The sequence below is a fragment of the Thiothrix nivea DSM 5205 genome (assembly GCF_000260135.1).
GTDB lineage: Bacteria > Pseudomonadota > Gammaproteobacteria > Thiotrichales > Thiotrichaceae > Thiothrix > Thiothrix nivea.
On sequence record NZ_JH651384.1, the window covers coordinates 2,918,457 to 2,932,968 of the forward strand.

Consider the following 14,512-nt stretch of genomic DNA (forward strand, 5'->3'; position numbering starts at 1 on the left):
GTAACATCAAACGGATAAATGGATTATGAAAAAAACGCCAGCCCAGCAACCGCAGGAACCTCAGCAGGAGCTGATTATCGTCGGGATCGGCGCATCCGCTGGTGGCTTGGAAGCCTTGCGCACCCTGGTTCCTGACCTGCCCTGCCACCCCAAAGTGGTGTACGTACTGGCACAGCATCTCGACCCCAAGCACAGTAGTATGCTGGCTTCCATCCTCGCCCGTGAAACCACCATGTCAGTAGAAGAGGTCGAGCAGAACCAGGAACTACAAGGCGGTAAATTCTACATCGTCCCCCCAGCCATGGATGCCATGTATTCCCATGGCCGCATCCACCTGGAAAAAGCCGTGGGCATAGGCCCCAAGCCTTCCATCGACCGTTTCTTCTTCACCCTGTCTGAAAACCACGGTGAACGCAGCATTGGTATCATCCTCTCCGGCACTGGCACTGACGGGGCGCACGGCATCCGCGCCATCAAGGCGGAAGGTGGCATCACCATTGCCCAACAGGAATCCACCGCCAAATTCAGCAATATGCCGCATGCCGCCATCGGCACCGGGCAGGTCGACCTGATCCTGCCACCGGACGCCATTGCCCGCAAAATCCAGGATTTCATCGACCAGCCCGGCAATATGCTGCAATTGGCGCAACAGGCCACCGCCGATGGTGAGGATGAAATCGCTGAAATCCTGCTGTTGCTGTTACGCCAGACCAACAGCGATTTCCGCGACTACAAACGCGCCACCTTGCTACGGCGGCTGGAACGGCGCATGACCGTCCACAAGTGCAAGGAATTGCACGAATACGTGGAACTGTTGCATCAGCGCCCGGAAGAGCTGTACGAGCTGCACAATGACATCCTGATTTCCGTCACCAGCTTTTTCCGCGACCCAGACGCCTTCCAGAGCTTGCGCAACTGCCTGCCGGGGCTGCTCCAGTCGAAGGATTCCGGCGAAATCCGCATCTGGGTAGCAGGCTGCGCCACTGGCGAGGAAGCTTACAGCATCGCCATTATGCTGGCGGAATTTCTGGGCAGCCGCATGGCCGCGTACAAAATCCAGATTTTTGGTACTGACCTGTATGAGGGGGTGCTTTCCATCGCCCGTCAGGGGATTTATCCCAAGACTGCGCTGGATGACATTCCCCCCCATCTGGTAGATAAATATTTCTCACAAAAGGATGGTTCCTTCCAACTGGTATCGCAAATTCGCAGCATGGTGGTGTTCGCCAAGCACAACTTGGTGTGCGACCCACCGTTTTCCAACCTGAATCTGGTCAGTTGCCGCAATGTGCTGATTTATTTCAACCAGAACCTGCAAAAGAACATACTGGACACCTTCCACTATGCGCTCAAGCCGGGTGGCCTGCTATTCCTAGGTAAGTCGGAAACGGTGGGTGAAAGCGAAAACATGTTCGCCACCGTTGACCGCAAGGCGCGCATCTACCGCCAGCGGGATGAGGTCAAGGGTCGCCTGCCACTGTTGTTGCACAACCGCAATTTGGCTTCCGCCACCATGCGCCCCACCAGTGGCCAGCCCAAGAAACGGCTCAGCCTGAAAGACGCCCTCGACAAACTGCTTGCTAAAGCCTACAACCCGCGCTGTCTATTGCTGAACGACCGTCATGAGGTGGTATATTTGCAAGGCAACCTGACTCCGTTCCTGAGCTTTCCGGATGGGCAAATGGGTGCCAATATCATCGACCTGATCCATGAAAAACTGCGTCAGGATATGCGCGGCCTGCTATACCGCGCCAAGGATGCTACCGACGAGGCGACCGTTAGCCGCCCGATCCTGATGGGAGTGGATGGCAAGCAGCAAAGCGTGCGCTTGCGCCTGCGCAATTTCCTCAATACCGACACCACCGAGTATGCGCTGATCCTGGTTATTTTCGAGACTATGGTGCAGGAGCCTTCCACCCCACCTATTGACGCTTTTGACCTGGATGAAGCCGCTATCGCCCGCATCCGCGAGATGGAAGACGAGCTGCGCGATACCCGCGAAAGCCTCCAGACCACCATTGAGGAATTGGAAACTTCCAACGAAGAGCTGCAATCCACCTTCGAGGAAGCCCAGTCGACCAACGAGGAGCTGTTCACCACCACCGAGGAATTGCAGACCTCCAACGAAGAGCTGCAATCCACTAACGAGGAGTTGCGCACGGTCAATCAGGAACTGAGCGTCAAGAGCAGCGAGGTGGAAGCCGCCAACCGTGGGCTGAAACAGGCCAACCTGCAATTGCAGGAAACCAACGAGCAGCTTTCCCACGAAATCAGCGAACGCAGCCGTATCCAGAAGCAACTGGACGAGGAGCGCGGCAAGCTGGCCGCCATTTTTGAAATGCAACCTACCTGGGTCAATATTTGCAAGCTGGACGGAACCATTGTCGAGGTTAACCCTGCCGCCGTGAGGATCATGGAAGCTGCGAGCAAGGAAGAGATTGTCGGCAAACGGATGAATGATTTCGCCACGCCGGAATCCAAACCCATGCTGGAAAATTGTTTGGCGATGGTCAACAAGGGCAGCAACTTCCGCGAGGAAAGCGTCGAGATCATTACCTTCAAAGGCAACCACCGCTTCCTGGAACTCAATTCCACCGTGATGGCAGACCGTAAAGGCGAGCAAATGATCGTCTCGGTGATCAGCGACCAGACCGTGCGCATCCGTTCGCAGGCATTCGCCCAGGAGCGCCAGCAGGAGCTTGCCCACATCATGCGCCTCAACACGCTGGGGGAAATGGCTTCCGGCTTGGCTCACGAACTCAACCAGCCGCTGTCGGCCATTGCCAGTTACATCCAGGGCTGCCGCCACCGCATGGCGCGCGGGGAATGCGACCCCCAAAGCCTCAGCGACGTGATGGATCTGGCGGGGGAACAAATCCGCCGCGCCGGGGAAATCCTGCGCCACACCCAGAATTTCACCCGCAAAGACCGCCCGCATGAAATGGCCGACAATAACCTCAACCAGATCGTGCATGATACCGTAAACCTGCTGCAAACCACCGCCCAGTTCCGTCGGGTCGATCTGGTGCTAGAGCTGGATGAAAATCTGCCAGCCGTGCATTGCAACCCGATCCAGATCGAACAGGTGCTGATCAACTTGGTCAAGAATGCAGTGGATGCTTCCGAATCCGACCCGGATGCCCTGCCTTATGTACGCATCCGCAGCCATCAGCTGGATAAGGAAACCATCCAGGTACAGGTGATCGACAAAGGTACGGGGTTGACGGATGCCGACCCCAACAAGGTTTTCAAACCGTTTTACACCACCAAAACCAATGGGATGGGCATGGGCTTGTCGGTCAGCCATTCCATCATTGAAGCCCATGGCGGCAAACTGGAGGCCAGCAGCAACCTGAAGCGCGGGACTACCTTCAGTTTCACCCTGCCGGCTGTGCAACGGAAAGCGGCCAAATGAATTTCGAGCCAACCGTTTTCGTGATTGATGATGACCCGGCGGTGCGCAACGCCATGCGCTTCCTGCTGGAGTCGGTACAGATGAACGTGCAGACGTTTGCTTCTGCCGAGCAGTTCCTGCAAACCTATACGGTGCACATGATCGGTTGCGCGGTGGTGGATGTGCGGATGCCGGGCATGAGTGGCTTGCAACTGCAACAGCGCCTGATCCAGCAAGCTTTTTCCCTGCCGATGATTTTCATTACTGGGCATGGGGATGTGCCGCTGGCGGTGCGTGCCATGCAGAACGGTGCAGCGCATTTTCTGGAAAAGCCGCTGGATGACCAGTTGCTGTTGGATGCCATCAACGCGGCACTGGCGCAGGATAAAATCAACCAGCAAAAACGCCTGCAACTGATGACGATCCAGGCACGTCTGGCCAACCTGACCGAGCGCGAACATCAGGTTTTCACTCTGGTTATCGACAAGACTCCTAGCAAGCAGATTGCCGAAAAACTGGGAATCAGCCTGAAAACTGTCGAGTACCACCGCGCCCGCATGATGGAAAAGATGCACGCGGATTCCATTCTGGATTTGCTGGAAATGACCAGGGATGCGCGTTTAATATGATAATGAAAAATTGTAGACGGTGCGCCTGCACGAGGAATTGCTGATGAATCACCATTACCTGTCTGTTTGTGCCGCTGCTGCCTTGTTGCTGGCAGGATGCGCCAGCGTCCCACCGGAGGAACAGCTTAACCGTGAAATGGCCGGGGTCAGCGGCAAATCGCCTATCTTCGCCGCCGGTTATCGTGACGGATGCCAAAGCGGCCTGTCAGCAGGCGGCAACCGGGCGTTTGCCTACGCCAAGGATCTGGGCAAGATCAGCAACGCCGAGTACAAGCTCGGCTGGGAAGACGGTTTCCGCATTTGCCAGTCACGCCAAGTGCAGCGCAACAACGAGCGTAACGGCTATGACGGTTTCGGCTCCCCTTACTCTTGGTTCCCGCGCACGGGCGTGACCATTGGGGTGGAACTTTAAGGCTTGCGGTAAGCCTTGGCCAGATTGTCGAACAGCACCCGGCTCATGCCGGTGATCTTGAGGAAGTTTTCCAGCTCAGCCGCCAAGGTGGAGGATTGGTAAGATTCCTGCATGACCAGTAGGGAAAAACCGGTGGCGGCATTCAGAGCCTGGGAGGCTTTGACCAGCATGTCCGGGTCGTGGGAATACAATTCACCAAAGATGCGGATCATTTCTGACTGGATGATGACCATTGCGCCCGCCATGAATTCGACAGGCAGTTTCACTTTCACGTGCACATCGCCGACATGGTAGAGCTTTTGGGTGTAGGCCTCGCCAAAATCGCTGGTGAACAGTTCATGCAACCAGTTGACGTGGGTTTTTTTCAAACCTTCGATGCGGCCTTCCAGAAAGTTGGCGGTTTTGGGGATGTCATGTAAGCGAGCATAAAAAATGTCTGTCACTTCCTGCAAACGGTCGCTGACAGCGGGGTAGATTTGGTGCAGGGTTGCAATTTTGCCGTCATCCAGTCCGGAGAACTGCTTGGAATAGGTGCATAGGGCTTGGGTATCAATAGGCTGCATATTTTTTATCACTACAGGTTGTTTGCGTACCGAAACGAGCATCCACTGCTCTAGCCAGGTGACAGTAATACTTTTTTGCGCAAATCACCAATTTTTTCCGCTAGTCGGTCATAACACCAACTCATTGCCAGTGTTAGCCGGAACGTATCAGGTGCAGGAATTCCTGCCGGGTACGCGGGTTATCGCGGAATTCGCCCAGCATCATGGAGGATACTGTCCACGAATGTTGTTTCTGTACGCCGCGCATCATCATGCAGAAGTGCTGCGCCTCGATCACCACGCCTACGCCAGCAGCACCCGTTACTTGCTGGATGGCTTCGGCAATCTGCTTGGTCAGGTTTTCCTGGATTTGCAGGCGGCGGGCGAACATGTCGCTAATGCGCGCAATCTTCGACAGGCCAATCACTTTGCCTTGTGGCAGGTAGGCGACGTGCGCCTTGCCTACGAATGGCAACAGGTGGTGTTCGCACAGGGAGTAGAGTTCGATGTCCTTGACGATCACCATTTCGTCGTTGTCGGAGTCGAAAATGGCTCCGTTAACGATGTCTTCCAGCGATTGCTGATACCCCTGGGTGAGGAAGCTGAAGGCTTTGGCGGCCCGTTCCGGTGTTTTTTGCAGGCCGTCACGCTGTACGTCTTCGCCGATGTTGGTAATCAGTTCCGCGTAAAGTTTGCTAGTGTCCATGGGGTTGTTATTGTCCTGTCAGTTGCTTTCCTGTTGAAGATAGGCTGCTTATGTGTGGCTGGCAAATAGGGGGGGAAATTATCTGCTTATTGGGGGGGGGGGGGCGCGCAGCTTGAGGGGGAGTTCCATTCTTCCGCCTGCGTCAACTCGCTGCGCTCAGACAAAACTACGGCTACAGAATGAAACTCCCCCTCAAGCTGCTTTGTGCGGGTTTACAGGCTGTGCTGCTGCAACCACATTTCCAGCAGCGCCATGTGCCACAGCTTGCTGCCTTGGATGCGCGTCAGATGGCTTTCCGGCGAGGCCAGTACTTTGTCGATGTAGTTGCGCTGGAATAGCCCGCGTTCGCGGCACGCTTGTGCATCCAGCAAATCGCGCATCATGTCGAGGAATTCGCCGCGCACAAACTTGAGCGCAGGCACGGGGAAATAGCCTTTCGGGCGGTCGATCACGCTATCGGGAACCCGTCCGCGCGCAATCTTTTTCAGCACATATTTGCCACCATCACGTAGCTTGAGTTCCGGCGGCATTTGCGCGGCCAGTTCCACTAATTCGTGGTCGAGGAATGGCACCCTCGCTTCCAAGCCCCAGGCCATGGTCATGTTGTCCACGCGCTTGACTGGATCGTCAACGATGAAAGTGGTCACGTCAGCACGTAGCACAGCATCCAGCGTTTCTTCTGCATCCGGCGATTCCAGCAGTTCGCGCACCCGTTCGCTGGTGTAGTCGCGGGTCTGGAAAGCCGGTTGCAGCATGTCGGCCATTTCGCTGTGATCACGGTCGAAATAGTACGGGGCAAGGCGTTGCAGCATGTCGGGGTTGGTGTCGGCTTGCGCCTGCGGATACCAGAAATAGCCGCCGAACACTTCATCCGCCCCTTGCCCGGATTGCACCACCTTCACATGCTGGGAAACCTGTTCCGACAGCAGGTAGAAACCGATTGCATCCTGCCCGAACATGGGTTCTGCCATATTGGCCACAGCTTCCGGCAGACGCAGCAAAGTCTGTTCGTTGGGGATGTGGAACTTATGGTGGGTCGGGCGGAAACGTTCCACCACCGCGTCGGAGTATTCGTACTCGCTGCCTTTTTCCTCCGGCTGGTCGTCGAAACCGATGGTGAAGGTGCGGATGTCCTGAATGCCGATTTCATCCAGCAGCGCCACCAGCAGGCTGGAATCCAGCCCGCCGGAGAGCAGCACGCCTACTGGCACGTCAGCAATGTTGTTACGGCGGCGCACGGCGGTTTTCAGCGCGTCGTGGATGCCTTCGATCCATTCCTGTTCGGAACGCGGTTCGCTTGGGCGGCGCGCAACCAGATTCCAGTAGCGTTTTAGCTCCTGCCTGCCATCGGCGTGGATGGTCAGGGAATGCGCTGGTTGCAGCTTGCGGACGCCATTCAGCACCGTGCGCGGTGCAGGTACGACTGCGTGCAGCGAAAACAGGTTGTGGATGGCCAGCGGGTCAAGTGACGTATCAATGCCGGGCGTGGTCAGCAGCGCCTGCGTGTTGGAAGCGAAACGGAAGCTCTTGCCATCGGCAGCGTAGTACAGCGGCTTGATGCCCATGCGGTCGCGGGCGAGGAACAGCGTGTGCTTTTTCATGTCCCACACCGCGAAGGCGAACATGCCCAGCAGGTGTTTGGGCGCGTCTTCCCCCCATTCTGCGTAGGCTTTGAGAATGACCTCGGTGTCGCCTTCGGAGAAGAAATGGTGGCCACGCGCTTTCAGTTCCGCCCGCAATTCCGGGTGGTTGTAGATCGTGCCGTTGAATACCAGCGCGAGTCCGGATTCCGCATCCACCATTGGCTGGCTGGACTTGTACGACAAGTCGATGATGGCAAGGCGGCGGTGGCCGAATGCCAGCGCACCGTCGGAAAAGCTGCCCGCGTGGTCGGGGCCGCGCTTTTCCAGCTTCGCCATCATGGCGTTGAGGTAACGCAGTTCGGGGAGTTGGCCGTCGAGACGTAGTTCACCGCAGATTCCGCACATTAGCTTGTTTCCTTGTTGGTTAACGCATCTGCCGTTCCAGCTCCTGCTGGATGCGCTGGATCAGCATTTCTTCCATGCTTTGTGGCTGTTGTTGCGCAGGCACGGGCAGCGGCGGTGTGGTGGGCTGCATTTGCCCCATCGTAGGTGCTGGGTTGCCGCTGACACCACGGATGTTGAAGGTGTGCGTAATCAGCTGCCCAGGTTTCACCGTCAGCGATTTATAGCCCTGAAACCCCTTGTAATCGAAACTGACCACGAATTCCTGCGCAGGCAGGGTGAGTTCCGTCATGGCGACATTGCTCACGCGGTCAACGATGCTGCCATCCAGCCGCGCAATGGTGAAATTGACCGTCAGCGGGCTGCCGTCATCCGCTGACAGCGCGGCGATGCGCAGTTTGCCGTCAGCAGCGGCAGGGCGGGTAGGCTCAGGGGCTTGCGAAACCGGCGTGGGTGCAGGGGTAGCAGGTGGGGCGGCGGCGATTTTCGGCAGTGGGAAAATTTCATTCACCACCGCATTGGCAGGCACTTTGATATTGCGGCTGAGGCTGCCGTAACCTTCCGCCCGCACCGTTACCTTGTAAGTGCCGGGGGGCAGGTTGAAGTTGGCTTTGGAGGTGTAGGTAGCTTTGTCGATGTTGCTGCCATTGGTTTTCTGGATGTAAACATTGGCCTTGACGGATTTGCCGCTTTCGGTCTGGGCGATGATTTCCAGTTTGCCGGTGGTGGCGGTGGCGGGTTTTTCGAGCGGCGGGGCGTCAGGTTCGGGTTCATTCACCAGTTGTACGCTGTCATCTTCCTTGCTAGTTTGGGGGGTGTCATTGGTTGAGGCTATATCAGGTGAGTCGCTAATTTCCTCAGCAGGCAAGCCGGTTTCCGCTTGTTGGGTTGTGTCTGTGTCCGGCCGTTTTGGCGTGTCGGTATCCGTTGCGTCAGGCTCGCCGACCAGCTCCACCTTGCTGGTGTCTTCTTCCTCGGGTTTGTCGTTCAGCGGGCGGGTGAAAAGGCTGTCATCCTTGAAGGAATCCGGCGATGGCATGTTGGCATTGGGCATGATGGATGGTTTTGCCCAATCCTGCTCGGTGGGTGTGGCCGTGGCTGTTGGTTCCGGCTGGCTGGCGGTGAAAGTGCTTTTGACGCCGATCAGGGCGAACGTGACCAAGACACCCAGCAGCAGCCCGCCAATCAATAGTTTCAGTTTTCCGCTCATGAGTATTAGCTTCTCTTCATTATGGTTTGCCTGAGGATAACAGAAAGCTGCACCCTGCCCATTCCTGAGATGGTTGAGAGGTATTTTACCCCGGTTAGGCTTCCATGTTACATCTGCCTTTTCGATTGATGGGGATTGATTGTGTTACAGGCTGAACATTTGCACTATTCCTATCCGGAAGCGGGGCGGCGGCATCCGGTGCTACAGGATGTGAGCCTGGGGTTGCAGGCGGGCGAACGGGTGGCGCTGGTCGGCAGCAGCGGTTCCGGCAAGTCTACCCTGCTTAACCTGCTGGGTGGCATCGACCGGCCTGACAGCGGGGAAATCCGCATCGCCGGACGTAATCTGGCGCAATGGCAGGAGCCGCAACTGACCCTGTTCCGCCGTCAGCATATCGGTTTCATCTACCAGCAGTTCAACCTGATCCCGACCTTGACAGTGGCGGAAAACATCCTGTTGCCGCTGGAGTTGCTGGGGATTGGGCGGCAGGAACAGCAGCAACGTTTGCAACACTGGCTGGAGGCGGTGCAGTTACCGGCACGCGGTTCAGCGTTCCCCGACCAGCTTTCCGGCGGCGAACAGCAGCGCGTTGCCATTGCCCGCGCCCTGATCCATCAGCCTGCGCTGGTGCTGGCGGATGAACCAACCGGCAACCTGGATGCGCAAACCGGCGCACGGGTGCTGGATTTGCTGTTCGGGCTGGCGGAACAGGCACAACAAACCCTACTGGTAGTGACGCATAGCCGTAAGGTGGCGGAGCGCGCCGGGCGCATCGTACTATTGCATAACGGCAGCTTGCAGGTCGGTGATCAAGCACTGGCCTGGTAATACAAAGGAAACCATTCATGTCCAACACACTGAAACACACCATCAACGCCCAGCGCGCCCGCCTCAAAGACATGCTGGGCAATACCCTCATCCAGTTTGCTGGCGAGTTGCCTGCCCTGATGCGCGACCCGGATGCGCTGGATGCACATCTGGAGCAAATCTTTCCCAAACTGGAGTTGTGCAAATACGTCTACGTGCTGGATGCAAACGGCGTACAGATCAGTTCCACCATCAACCGTTTCGGGCCGGATGAGGAAGCGCGTGGGCGTGACCGTTCCGACCGGCCCTACATGTCGGAAATGCACAAGGACAACTGCTATTTCAGCCTGTCGGAAGCCTATATCAGCCGCAATAAGAAACGCCCGTCGCTGACCGCCATCCAGACGATTTGCGACCCCGGTAAACAGCGGGTGGGCTTCCTCGGTGTGGACTATGACTTGCGGGAATTGCCGCATTCCGAAGTGATTTACGAGGAACCTAGCCAGTGGCGGCAGATCAAGGGCGACCCGGCTATCCGGGGCGGGCTGTTCTTGCAGGAGCGGGTGGAAAGCCTGATGGATAGGCACATCGATACCGTGCTGTCGGTGCATGAGGCACTGATGCTGGATCAGGGCGTGCACCACATACAGATACACTTTTCCAGTAGCCGCTCGACCATCTGGCATGTGGATGACCCGTATGTGTACCGCATCCTGACCATGGATGAGCTGATCAACCCGAACATTTGCATGGCATACCCGCGTCGCGCCTATTTCGAGCGTTCCATCGTGCCGCGCGCGGATGTGGGCAAAATCCTCAAACAGTTCAAGGCATTGCGGTTTGCGGATGAAACCATTTACCTGCGCTATGGTTCACTGAATATTGTCAATGGCAAGGTCGGCCTGAATTTTTCCTGTGATGGCACGCATTACCTCAACTACGACGAGTTCCTGGCGAAAGGGCTGGAGTTTTGGTTTGGCGGCGACCATTTCCCGCAAGCCATCGTGCCTGCTGAGGATCTCGATTACACCAAATTGGATGACAAGGTGGAGGAGCTGGCCGCGCGTGGCTGCGTGCAGGTCAACAAGCTGCTGTACATGCTGGAAAAGGATGAAATCCCCGAGTGTCTGCAAACCTACAGCAAGGGCGAGCGCGATTACGTCTACCACGAGCTCAAGTCGGTGATGGACGTGTACGAGGGCGGCGTGTGCAGCCTGTAAGGTGAGCGCCATGTTGCTTGCGCGTTCCAGTTGGCGTTTCTTCACCCGGCATCCGTGGCAGTTGTGGCTGACGCTGCTGAGCATTGCACTGGGCACGGCGGTGATTATCGCGGTGGATCTGGCCAACCAGACGGCGCAGGATTCTTTCCGCCAGTCGGTGCAGGTGTTGTCCGGCGAGATGACACATGAAATTACGGCCGTGCGTGGCACTATCCCTGACGATTTCTACCGGCAGTTGCGGGTGGAATGGGGCTATCGGGATTCCGCGCCGCTGGTGGAAACCACATGGGTGCGGGATGGCTTGCAACAGACTGTGCTGGGGATTGACCCATTTGCAGCGCCGTTGCAGCGGGGGGCACAGGCGGACATTTCCAGCGAGGATGTGCGGCGCTTGCTGACGGAGCCGGGGGCAATGGTGCAGGTTGGCGATGAGGTGTGGGTGGCGGATATTGCTACGGCGCAAGGTGATTCCCCCGGCCTCACCAGTATCCAGCTCAAGCTGACCGAAGCCGAAGCAGCAAAACTCCAGACCCGCCTGCCCCCCTCCCTCAAACTCGACTCCTTCGCCAACCGCCAGCAGGCTTTCACCCAGATGACGCAAGCCTTCCAGACCAACCTGACGGCGATGAGCCTGCTGGCGGTGCTGGTGGGGGCGTTCCTGGTCTACAACACCATGACGTTTTCGGTGCTGCAACGGCGGCGGAGTTTTGCCATTGGGCGCATGGTGGGGATAACGGGCGGGCAGCTGTTCCGCCATTTGCTGCTGGAAGCGCTGGTGCTGGGGGCGGCTGGCAGCATCCTCGGCGTACTGCTGGGCGTGTTGCTGGGGCAGGGCTTGCTGGTGCTGGTGACGCAAACCATCCGTGATTTGTACGTGAATGTGCGGGCGACCGATTTGTTGCTGACGCCGGGGCTGTTGCTGAAAGGCGTAGGCATTACCTTGCTGGCGGTGCTGGTGGCGACGTTGGCTCCAGCATTGGAGGCGGCACGGGTGTCGCCGGTGCAGGTTGCCCGCCAGTCTACGTTGGAACAAGGCGGGCGGCGGATGGGCGTAGGGTTGGTAGTGGCGGGCGTGGCGCTGATGCTGGTGAGCTGGGGCTTGATTGGTGTTTCTGGCAAGAGTTTGTTGCTGGGGTTTGTGGGGCTGTTTGTGCTGATTGTGGGTTACAGCTTGTGCGTGCCGCTGGTGTTGCGGTTGGGTTTGCGGGGCTTGCAGCAGGTTCCAGGTTTGCGGGCATTCCTGCTGTCGCGGATGGCGATCCGTAGCGTTGAGGCCAGTCTTAGCCGCACCGCACTGGCCATCATTGCGCTGAGCGTGGCGGTATCAGCAACGGTGGGCGTGGGCATCATGATCGGTTCGTTCCGCGCCAGCGTGGCGGACTGGTTAGGAATGACGCTTTCCAGCGACCTGTATGTGTCGGCGGTGACGGAGGATGCGGCACGTGTCAGCGGCACACTGCGCCCGGAATGGCTGGGGCGGATTCAGGCATTGCCGGAGGTGCAATCCGTCAGTACCGGGCGCACCACCCGCTTGCCGGTGGATGGGGTGGAAATTCCGGTGCTGGTGATGCAGGCGGGGCGGCATAGCGGGCGTGGTTTCGATTTCCTCAGTGGTGGCGACGCGGCCTGGCAGCAGTTTCTGGCTGGGAAGGGCGTGCTGGTTTCCGAACCGTTTGCCTACCACAACGGCAAGCGGGTAGGGGATACGGTGCGGATGCCAACCGATGTGGCGGGGGAAGTGGCCTTGCCGGTGCTGGGCGTGTTCCGCGATTACAGCGCCACGCAGGGCATGGTGGTATTGCCGCGTAGCCTGTACTGGCGTTACTGGCAAGATCGTAGCGTTTCTTCCATCGGCATGAAACTGGCGGAGGGTGCGGACGAGGCCGTGCTCAAGCGCAAGCTGCAAGCTTGGGCGGGGGAGTTGCCGCAGCCGGGGCAGGGGTTGGTGGTGCGTTCCAACCGCGACATTCGGGAAAACTCCTTACAGGTGTTTGACCGTACCTTTGCGATTACCAATGTGCTGCGGTTGCTGGTGATTATCGTGGCGTTTGTGGGGGTGTTCAGCGCGTTGATGGCGCTGTTTCTGGAAAAGGGTAGGGAATATGCGGTGTTGCGTGCGACCGGTTTCACGCCCAAACAGTTGCAGTGGTTGGTGACGGGGCAGGCGGCATTGATTGGGGTGCTGGCGGGATTGCTGGCGTTGCCGTTGGGTGGGCTGATGTCGGTGGTGCTGATCGACATTATCAACCAGCGTTCGTTTGGCTGGACGATGCAGACGCATTTCTTCCCGCTGACCGGCGTGCAGGCGGTGTTACTGGCGTTGGCGGCGGCGTTGCTGGCGAGCGTTTACCCGGTACGCAGGATTGGGCGGGTGTCGGTGCGGGAGGGGCTGGATGGGCGTTAGGTGGTGGCAACGCCCTCTTTGGGTTCTGTGGTGTTTGCTATGGCTATTGGCGGGTTGTGGCAAAGCGCCGGAATCCGACAATGTTTTCGATCTGAATTCTGCCCTGGGCGGGGTGGCCGATGCGGGGTTTGCCCGTGCTGTTGGCTCACGCGAATTCCATTTCCCGCAAGATCATGCCGCGCACCCGGATTTCCGCAATGAATGGTGGTATGTGACCGGCAACCTGCAAACGGAAAGTGGGCGGCATTTTGGCTATCAGGTGACGTTATTCCGCATTGCGTTGACGCCGCATCCGCCAGATAGCCCGTCGGTGTGGGCGACCCATCAGGTGTGGATGGCGCATGTGGCGCTGACGGATGTGGAAGCAGGGGAGCATTGGCATGACCAGCGCTTTGCGCGTGGTGCTGTCGGGTTGGCAGGGCAAGCCAGTAACCCGTTCCGGGTGTGGCTGGAAGATTGGCAGATTGTGGGTGATGGCACGGGTGATTTCCCTTGGGCCATTGGTGTAAAAGCGAAGGATTTCTCCCTCAACCTGCAACTGGGGCTGGCAAAGCCGCCGGTGTTGCAGGGTGACCATGGCCTGAGCCAGAAAAGCAACGAGCCGGGCAATGCTTCCTGGTATTACTCCGTGACCCGTTTGCAGACGCTGGGCGATATTTGGCGAGGGGATGAGCATTTCACCGTAACCGGCGAGTCGTGGCTGGATCGGGAGTGGAGCACCAGCGCCTTGTCAGCTGACCAGACCGGGTGGGACTGGTTTTCACTGCAATTGCAGGATGGGCATGATTTAATGTTTTACCGGTTGCGCAAGCAGTCGGGGGAAGCTGACCCGCACAGCGCGGGCAAGTGGGTGCAGCCGGATGGGCAGGCGCAAACGCTGGTGGCGCAGGATGTGGAACTGAAGCCGCTACGTTACTGGCAGGCGGAAAGCGGCGCGTGTTATCCGGTGGCGTGGGAAATATCCCTGCCGAAGCAGCAGTGGCGCTGGCGGGTGGAGGCGTTGGTGGATGATCAGTTGATGCGGGTGGGAATCACTTACTGGGAGGGGGCGGTGAAAGTGGTGGATGCGGAGAGCGGCAGACCGCTGGGGTATGGCTATCTGGAAATGTCAGGGTATGAGTGACTGTTCAGGGTAGTATGTCCGCCACTAGATTCCTGCCGTTTCTGCGTAACCCTTCCCATAAGCGACTTGGGAGAAATCAC

Annotated in this window: 11 protein-coding genes; 7 read left to right on the top strand and 4 right to left on the bottom strand. The window is 57.8% G+C overall.

Features of this window, described 5'->3' with window-relative positions; translation table 11 throughout:
• Window positions 1-25 precede the first annotated feature (25 nt).
• From THINI_RS23550 to THINI_RS23555, 3 genes are read left to right on the top strand one after another with little or no spacing between them, the layout of a single operon-like run.
• Window positions 26-3,415 carry a CheR family methyltransferase gene (locus tag THINI_RS23550; protein ID WP_002709327.1) on the top strand — a complete coding sequence of 1,130 codons (3,390 nt, stop codon included), beginning with the start codon at window positions 26-28 and terminating at the stop codon, window positions 3,413-3,415.
• Window positions 3,412-4,023: a response regulator transcription factor gene (locus THINI_RS14620; protein ID WP_002709328.1), complete on the top strand. Its 612-nt coding sequence runs from the start codon at window positions 3,412-3,414 to the stop codon at window positions 4,021-4,023. The genes THINI_RS23550 and THINI_RS14620 overlap by 4 nt, the downstream gene beginning before the upstream one ends.
• A 43-nt stretch (window positions 4,024-4,066) precedes the next feature.
• The gene (locus THINI_RS23555; protein WP_002709329.1) at window positions 4,067-4,435 is read left to right on the top strand and encodes a hypothetical protein; all 369 of its coding nucleotides are present in this window, start codon (window positions 4,067-4,069) and stop codon (window positions 4,433-4,435) included.
• On the opposite strand, the gene THINI_RS14630 is transcribed toward THINI_RS23555, so the two are convergent.
• From THINI_RS14630 to THINI_RS14645, 4 genes are all read right to left on the bottom strand, one after another.
• Window positions 4,432-4,998: a protoglobin domain-containing protein gene (locus THINI_RS14630; protein WP_040840801.1), complete on the bottom strand. Its 567-nt coding sequence runs from the start codon at window positions 4,996-4,998 to the stop codon at window positions 4,432-4,434. The two genes, THINI_RS23555 and THINI_RS14630, sit on opposite strands and share 4 nt — an antisense overlap.
• Before the next feature lie 133 nt (window positions 4,999-5,131).
• Complete coding sequence (folE, locus tag THINI_RS14635) at window positions 5,132-5,683, bottom strand: GTP cyclohydrolase I FolE (protein WP_002709331.1); 552 nt, start codon at window positions 5,681-5,683, stop codon at window positions 5,132-5,134.
• 212 nt (window positions 5,684-5,895) lie between these two features.
• Complete coding sequence (locus THINI_RS14640; protein WP_002709332.1) at window positions 5,896-7,671, bottom strand: N-acetylglutaminylglutamine amidotransferase; 1,776 nt, start codon at window positions 7,669-7,671, stop codon at window positions 5,896-5,898.
• A 19-nt stretch (window positions 7,672-7,690) separates the two neighbouring features.
• Window positions 7,691-8,878, bottom strand: coding sequence for a PEGA domain-containing protein (locus THINI_RS14645; protein ID WP_002709333.1), 1,188 nt, complete (start codon window positions 8,876-8,878; stop codon window positions 7,691-7,693).
• Between the two features lie 141 nt (window positions 8,879-9,019).
• Here THINI_RS14645 and THINI_RS14650 point away from each other — a divergent pair, with 141 nt between their 5' ends.
• From THINI_RS14650 to THINI_RS14665, 4 genes are read left to right on the top strand one after another with little or no spacing between them, the layout of a single operon-like run.
• Window positions 9,020-9,706: an ABC transporter ATP-binding protein gene (locus THINI_RS14650; RefSeq protein ID WP_002709334.1), complete on the top strand. Its 687-nt coding sequence runs from the start codon at window positions 9,020-9,022 to the stop codon at window positions 9,704-9,706.
• A 17-nt stretch (window positions 9,707-9,723) separates the two neighbouring features.
• Entirely contained in the window at window positions 9,724-10,905 is a 1,182-nt protein-coding gene (locus THINI_RS14655; protein WP_002709335.1) for a PDC sensor domain-containing protein, read from the top strand.
• A gap of 10 nt (window positions 10,906-10,915) precedes the next feature.
• Window positions 10,916-13,309 carry an ABC transporter permease gene (locus THINI_RS14660; protein WP_002709336.1) on the top strand — a complete coding sequence of 798 codons (2,394 nt, stop codon included), beginning with the start codon at window positions 10,916-10,918 and terminating at the stop codon, window positions 13,307-13,309.
• Window positions 13,299-14,432, top strand: a complete 1,134-nt coding sequence (locus THINI_RS14665; protein WP_002709337.1) for a lipocalin-like domain-containing protein — start codon at window positions 13,299-13,301, stop codon at window positions 14,430-14,432. The genes THINI_RS14660 and THINI_RS14665 overlap by 11 nt, the downstream gene beginning before the upstream one ends.
• Window positions 14,433-14,512: the final 80 nt, after the last annotated feature.

What these genes read in the sequence shown, in the direction of transcription:
- THINI_RS23550 (WP_002709327.1), top strand. Translation starts at nt 26, where the DNA reads ATGAAAAAAACGCCAGCCCAGCAACCGCAGGAACCTCAGCAGGAGCTG.
- THINI_RS14620 (WP_002709328.1), top strand. Translation starts at nt 3,412, where the DNA reads ATGAATTTCGAGCCAACCGTTTTCGTGATTGATGATGACCCGGCGGTG.
- THINI_RS23555 (WP_002709329.1), top strand. Translation starts at nt 4,067, where the DNA reads ATGAATCACCATTACCTGTCTGTTTGTGCCGCTGCTGCCTTGTTGCTG.
- THINI_RS14630 (WP_040840801.1), bottom strand. Translation starts at nt 4,998, where the DNA reads ATGCAGCCTATTGATACCCAAGCCCTATGCACCTATTCCAAGCAGTTC.
- folE (WP_002709331.1), bottom strand. Translation starts at nt 5,683, where the DNA reads ATGGACACTAGCAAACTTTACGCGGAACTGATTACCAACATCGGCGAA.
- THINI_RS14640 (WP_002709332.1), bottom strand. Translation starts at nt 7,671, where the DNA reads ATGTGCGGAATCTGCGGTGAACTACGTCTCGACGGCCAACTCCCCGAA.
- THINI_RS14645 (WP_002709333.1), bottom strand. Translation starts at nt 8,878, where the DNA reads ATGAGCGGAAAACTGAAACTATTGATTGGCGGGCTGCTGCTGGGTGTC.
- THINI_RS14655 (WP_002709335.1), top strand. Translation starts at nt 9,724, where the DNA reads ATGTCCAACACACTGAAACACACCATCAACGCCCAGCGCGCCCGCCTC.
- THINI_RS14660 (WP_002709336.1), top strand. Translation starts at nt 10,916, where the DNA reads ATGTTGCTTGCGCGTTCCAGTTGGCGTTTCTTCACCCGGCATCCGTGG.
- THINI_RS14665 (WP_002709337.1), top strand. Translation starts at nt 13,299, where the DNA reads ATGGGCGTTAGGTGGTGGCAACGCCCTCTTTGGGTTCTGTGGTGTTTG.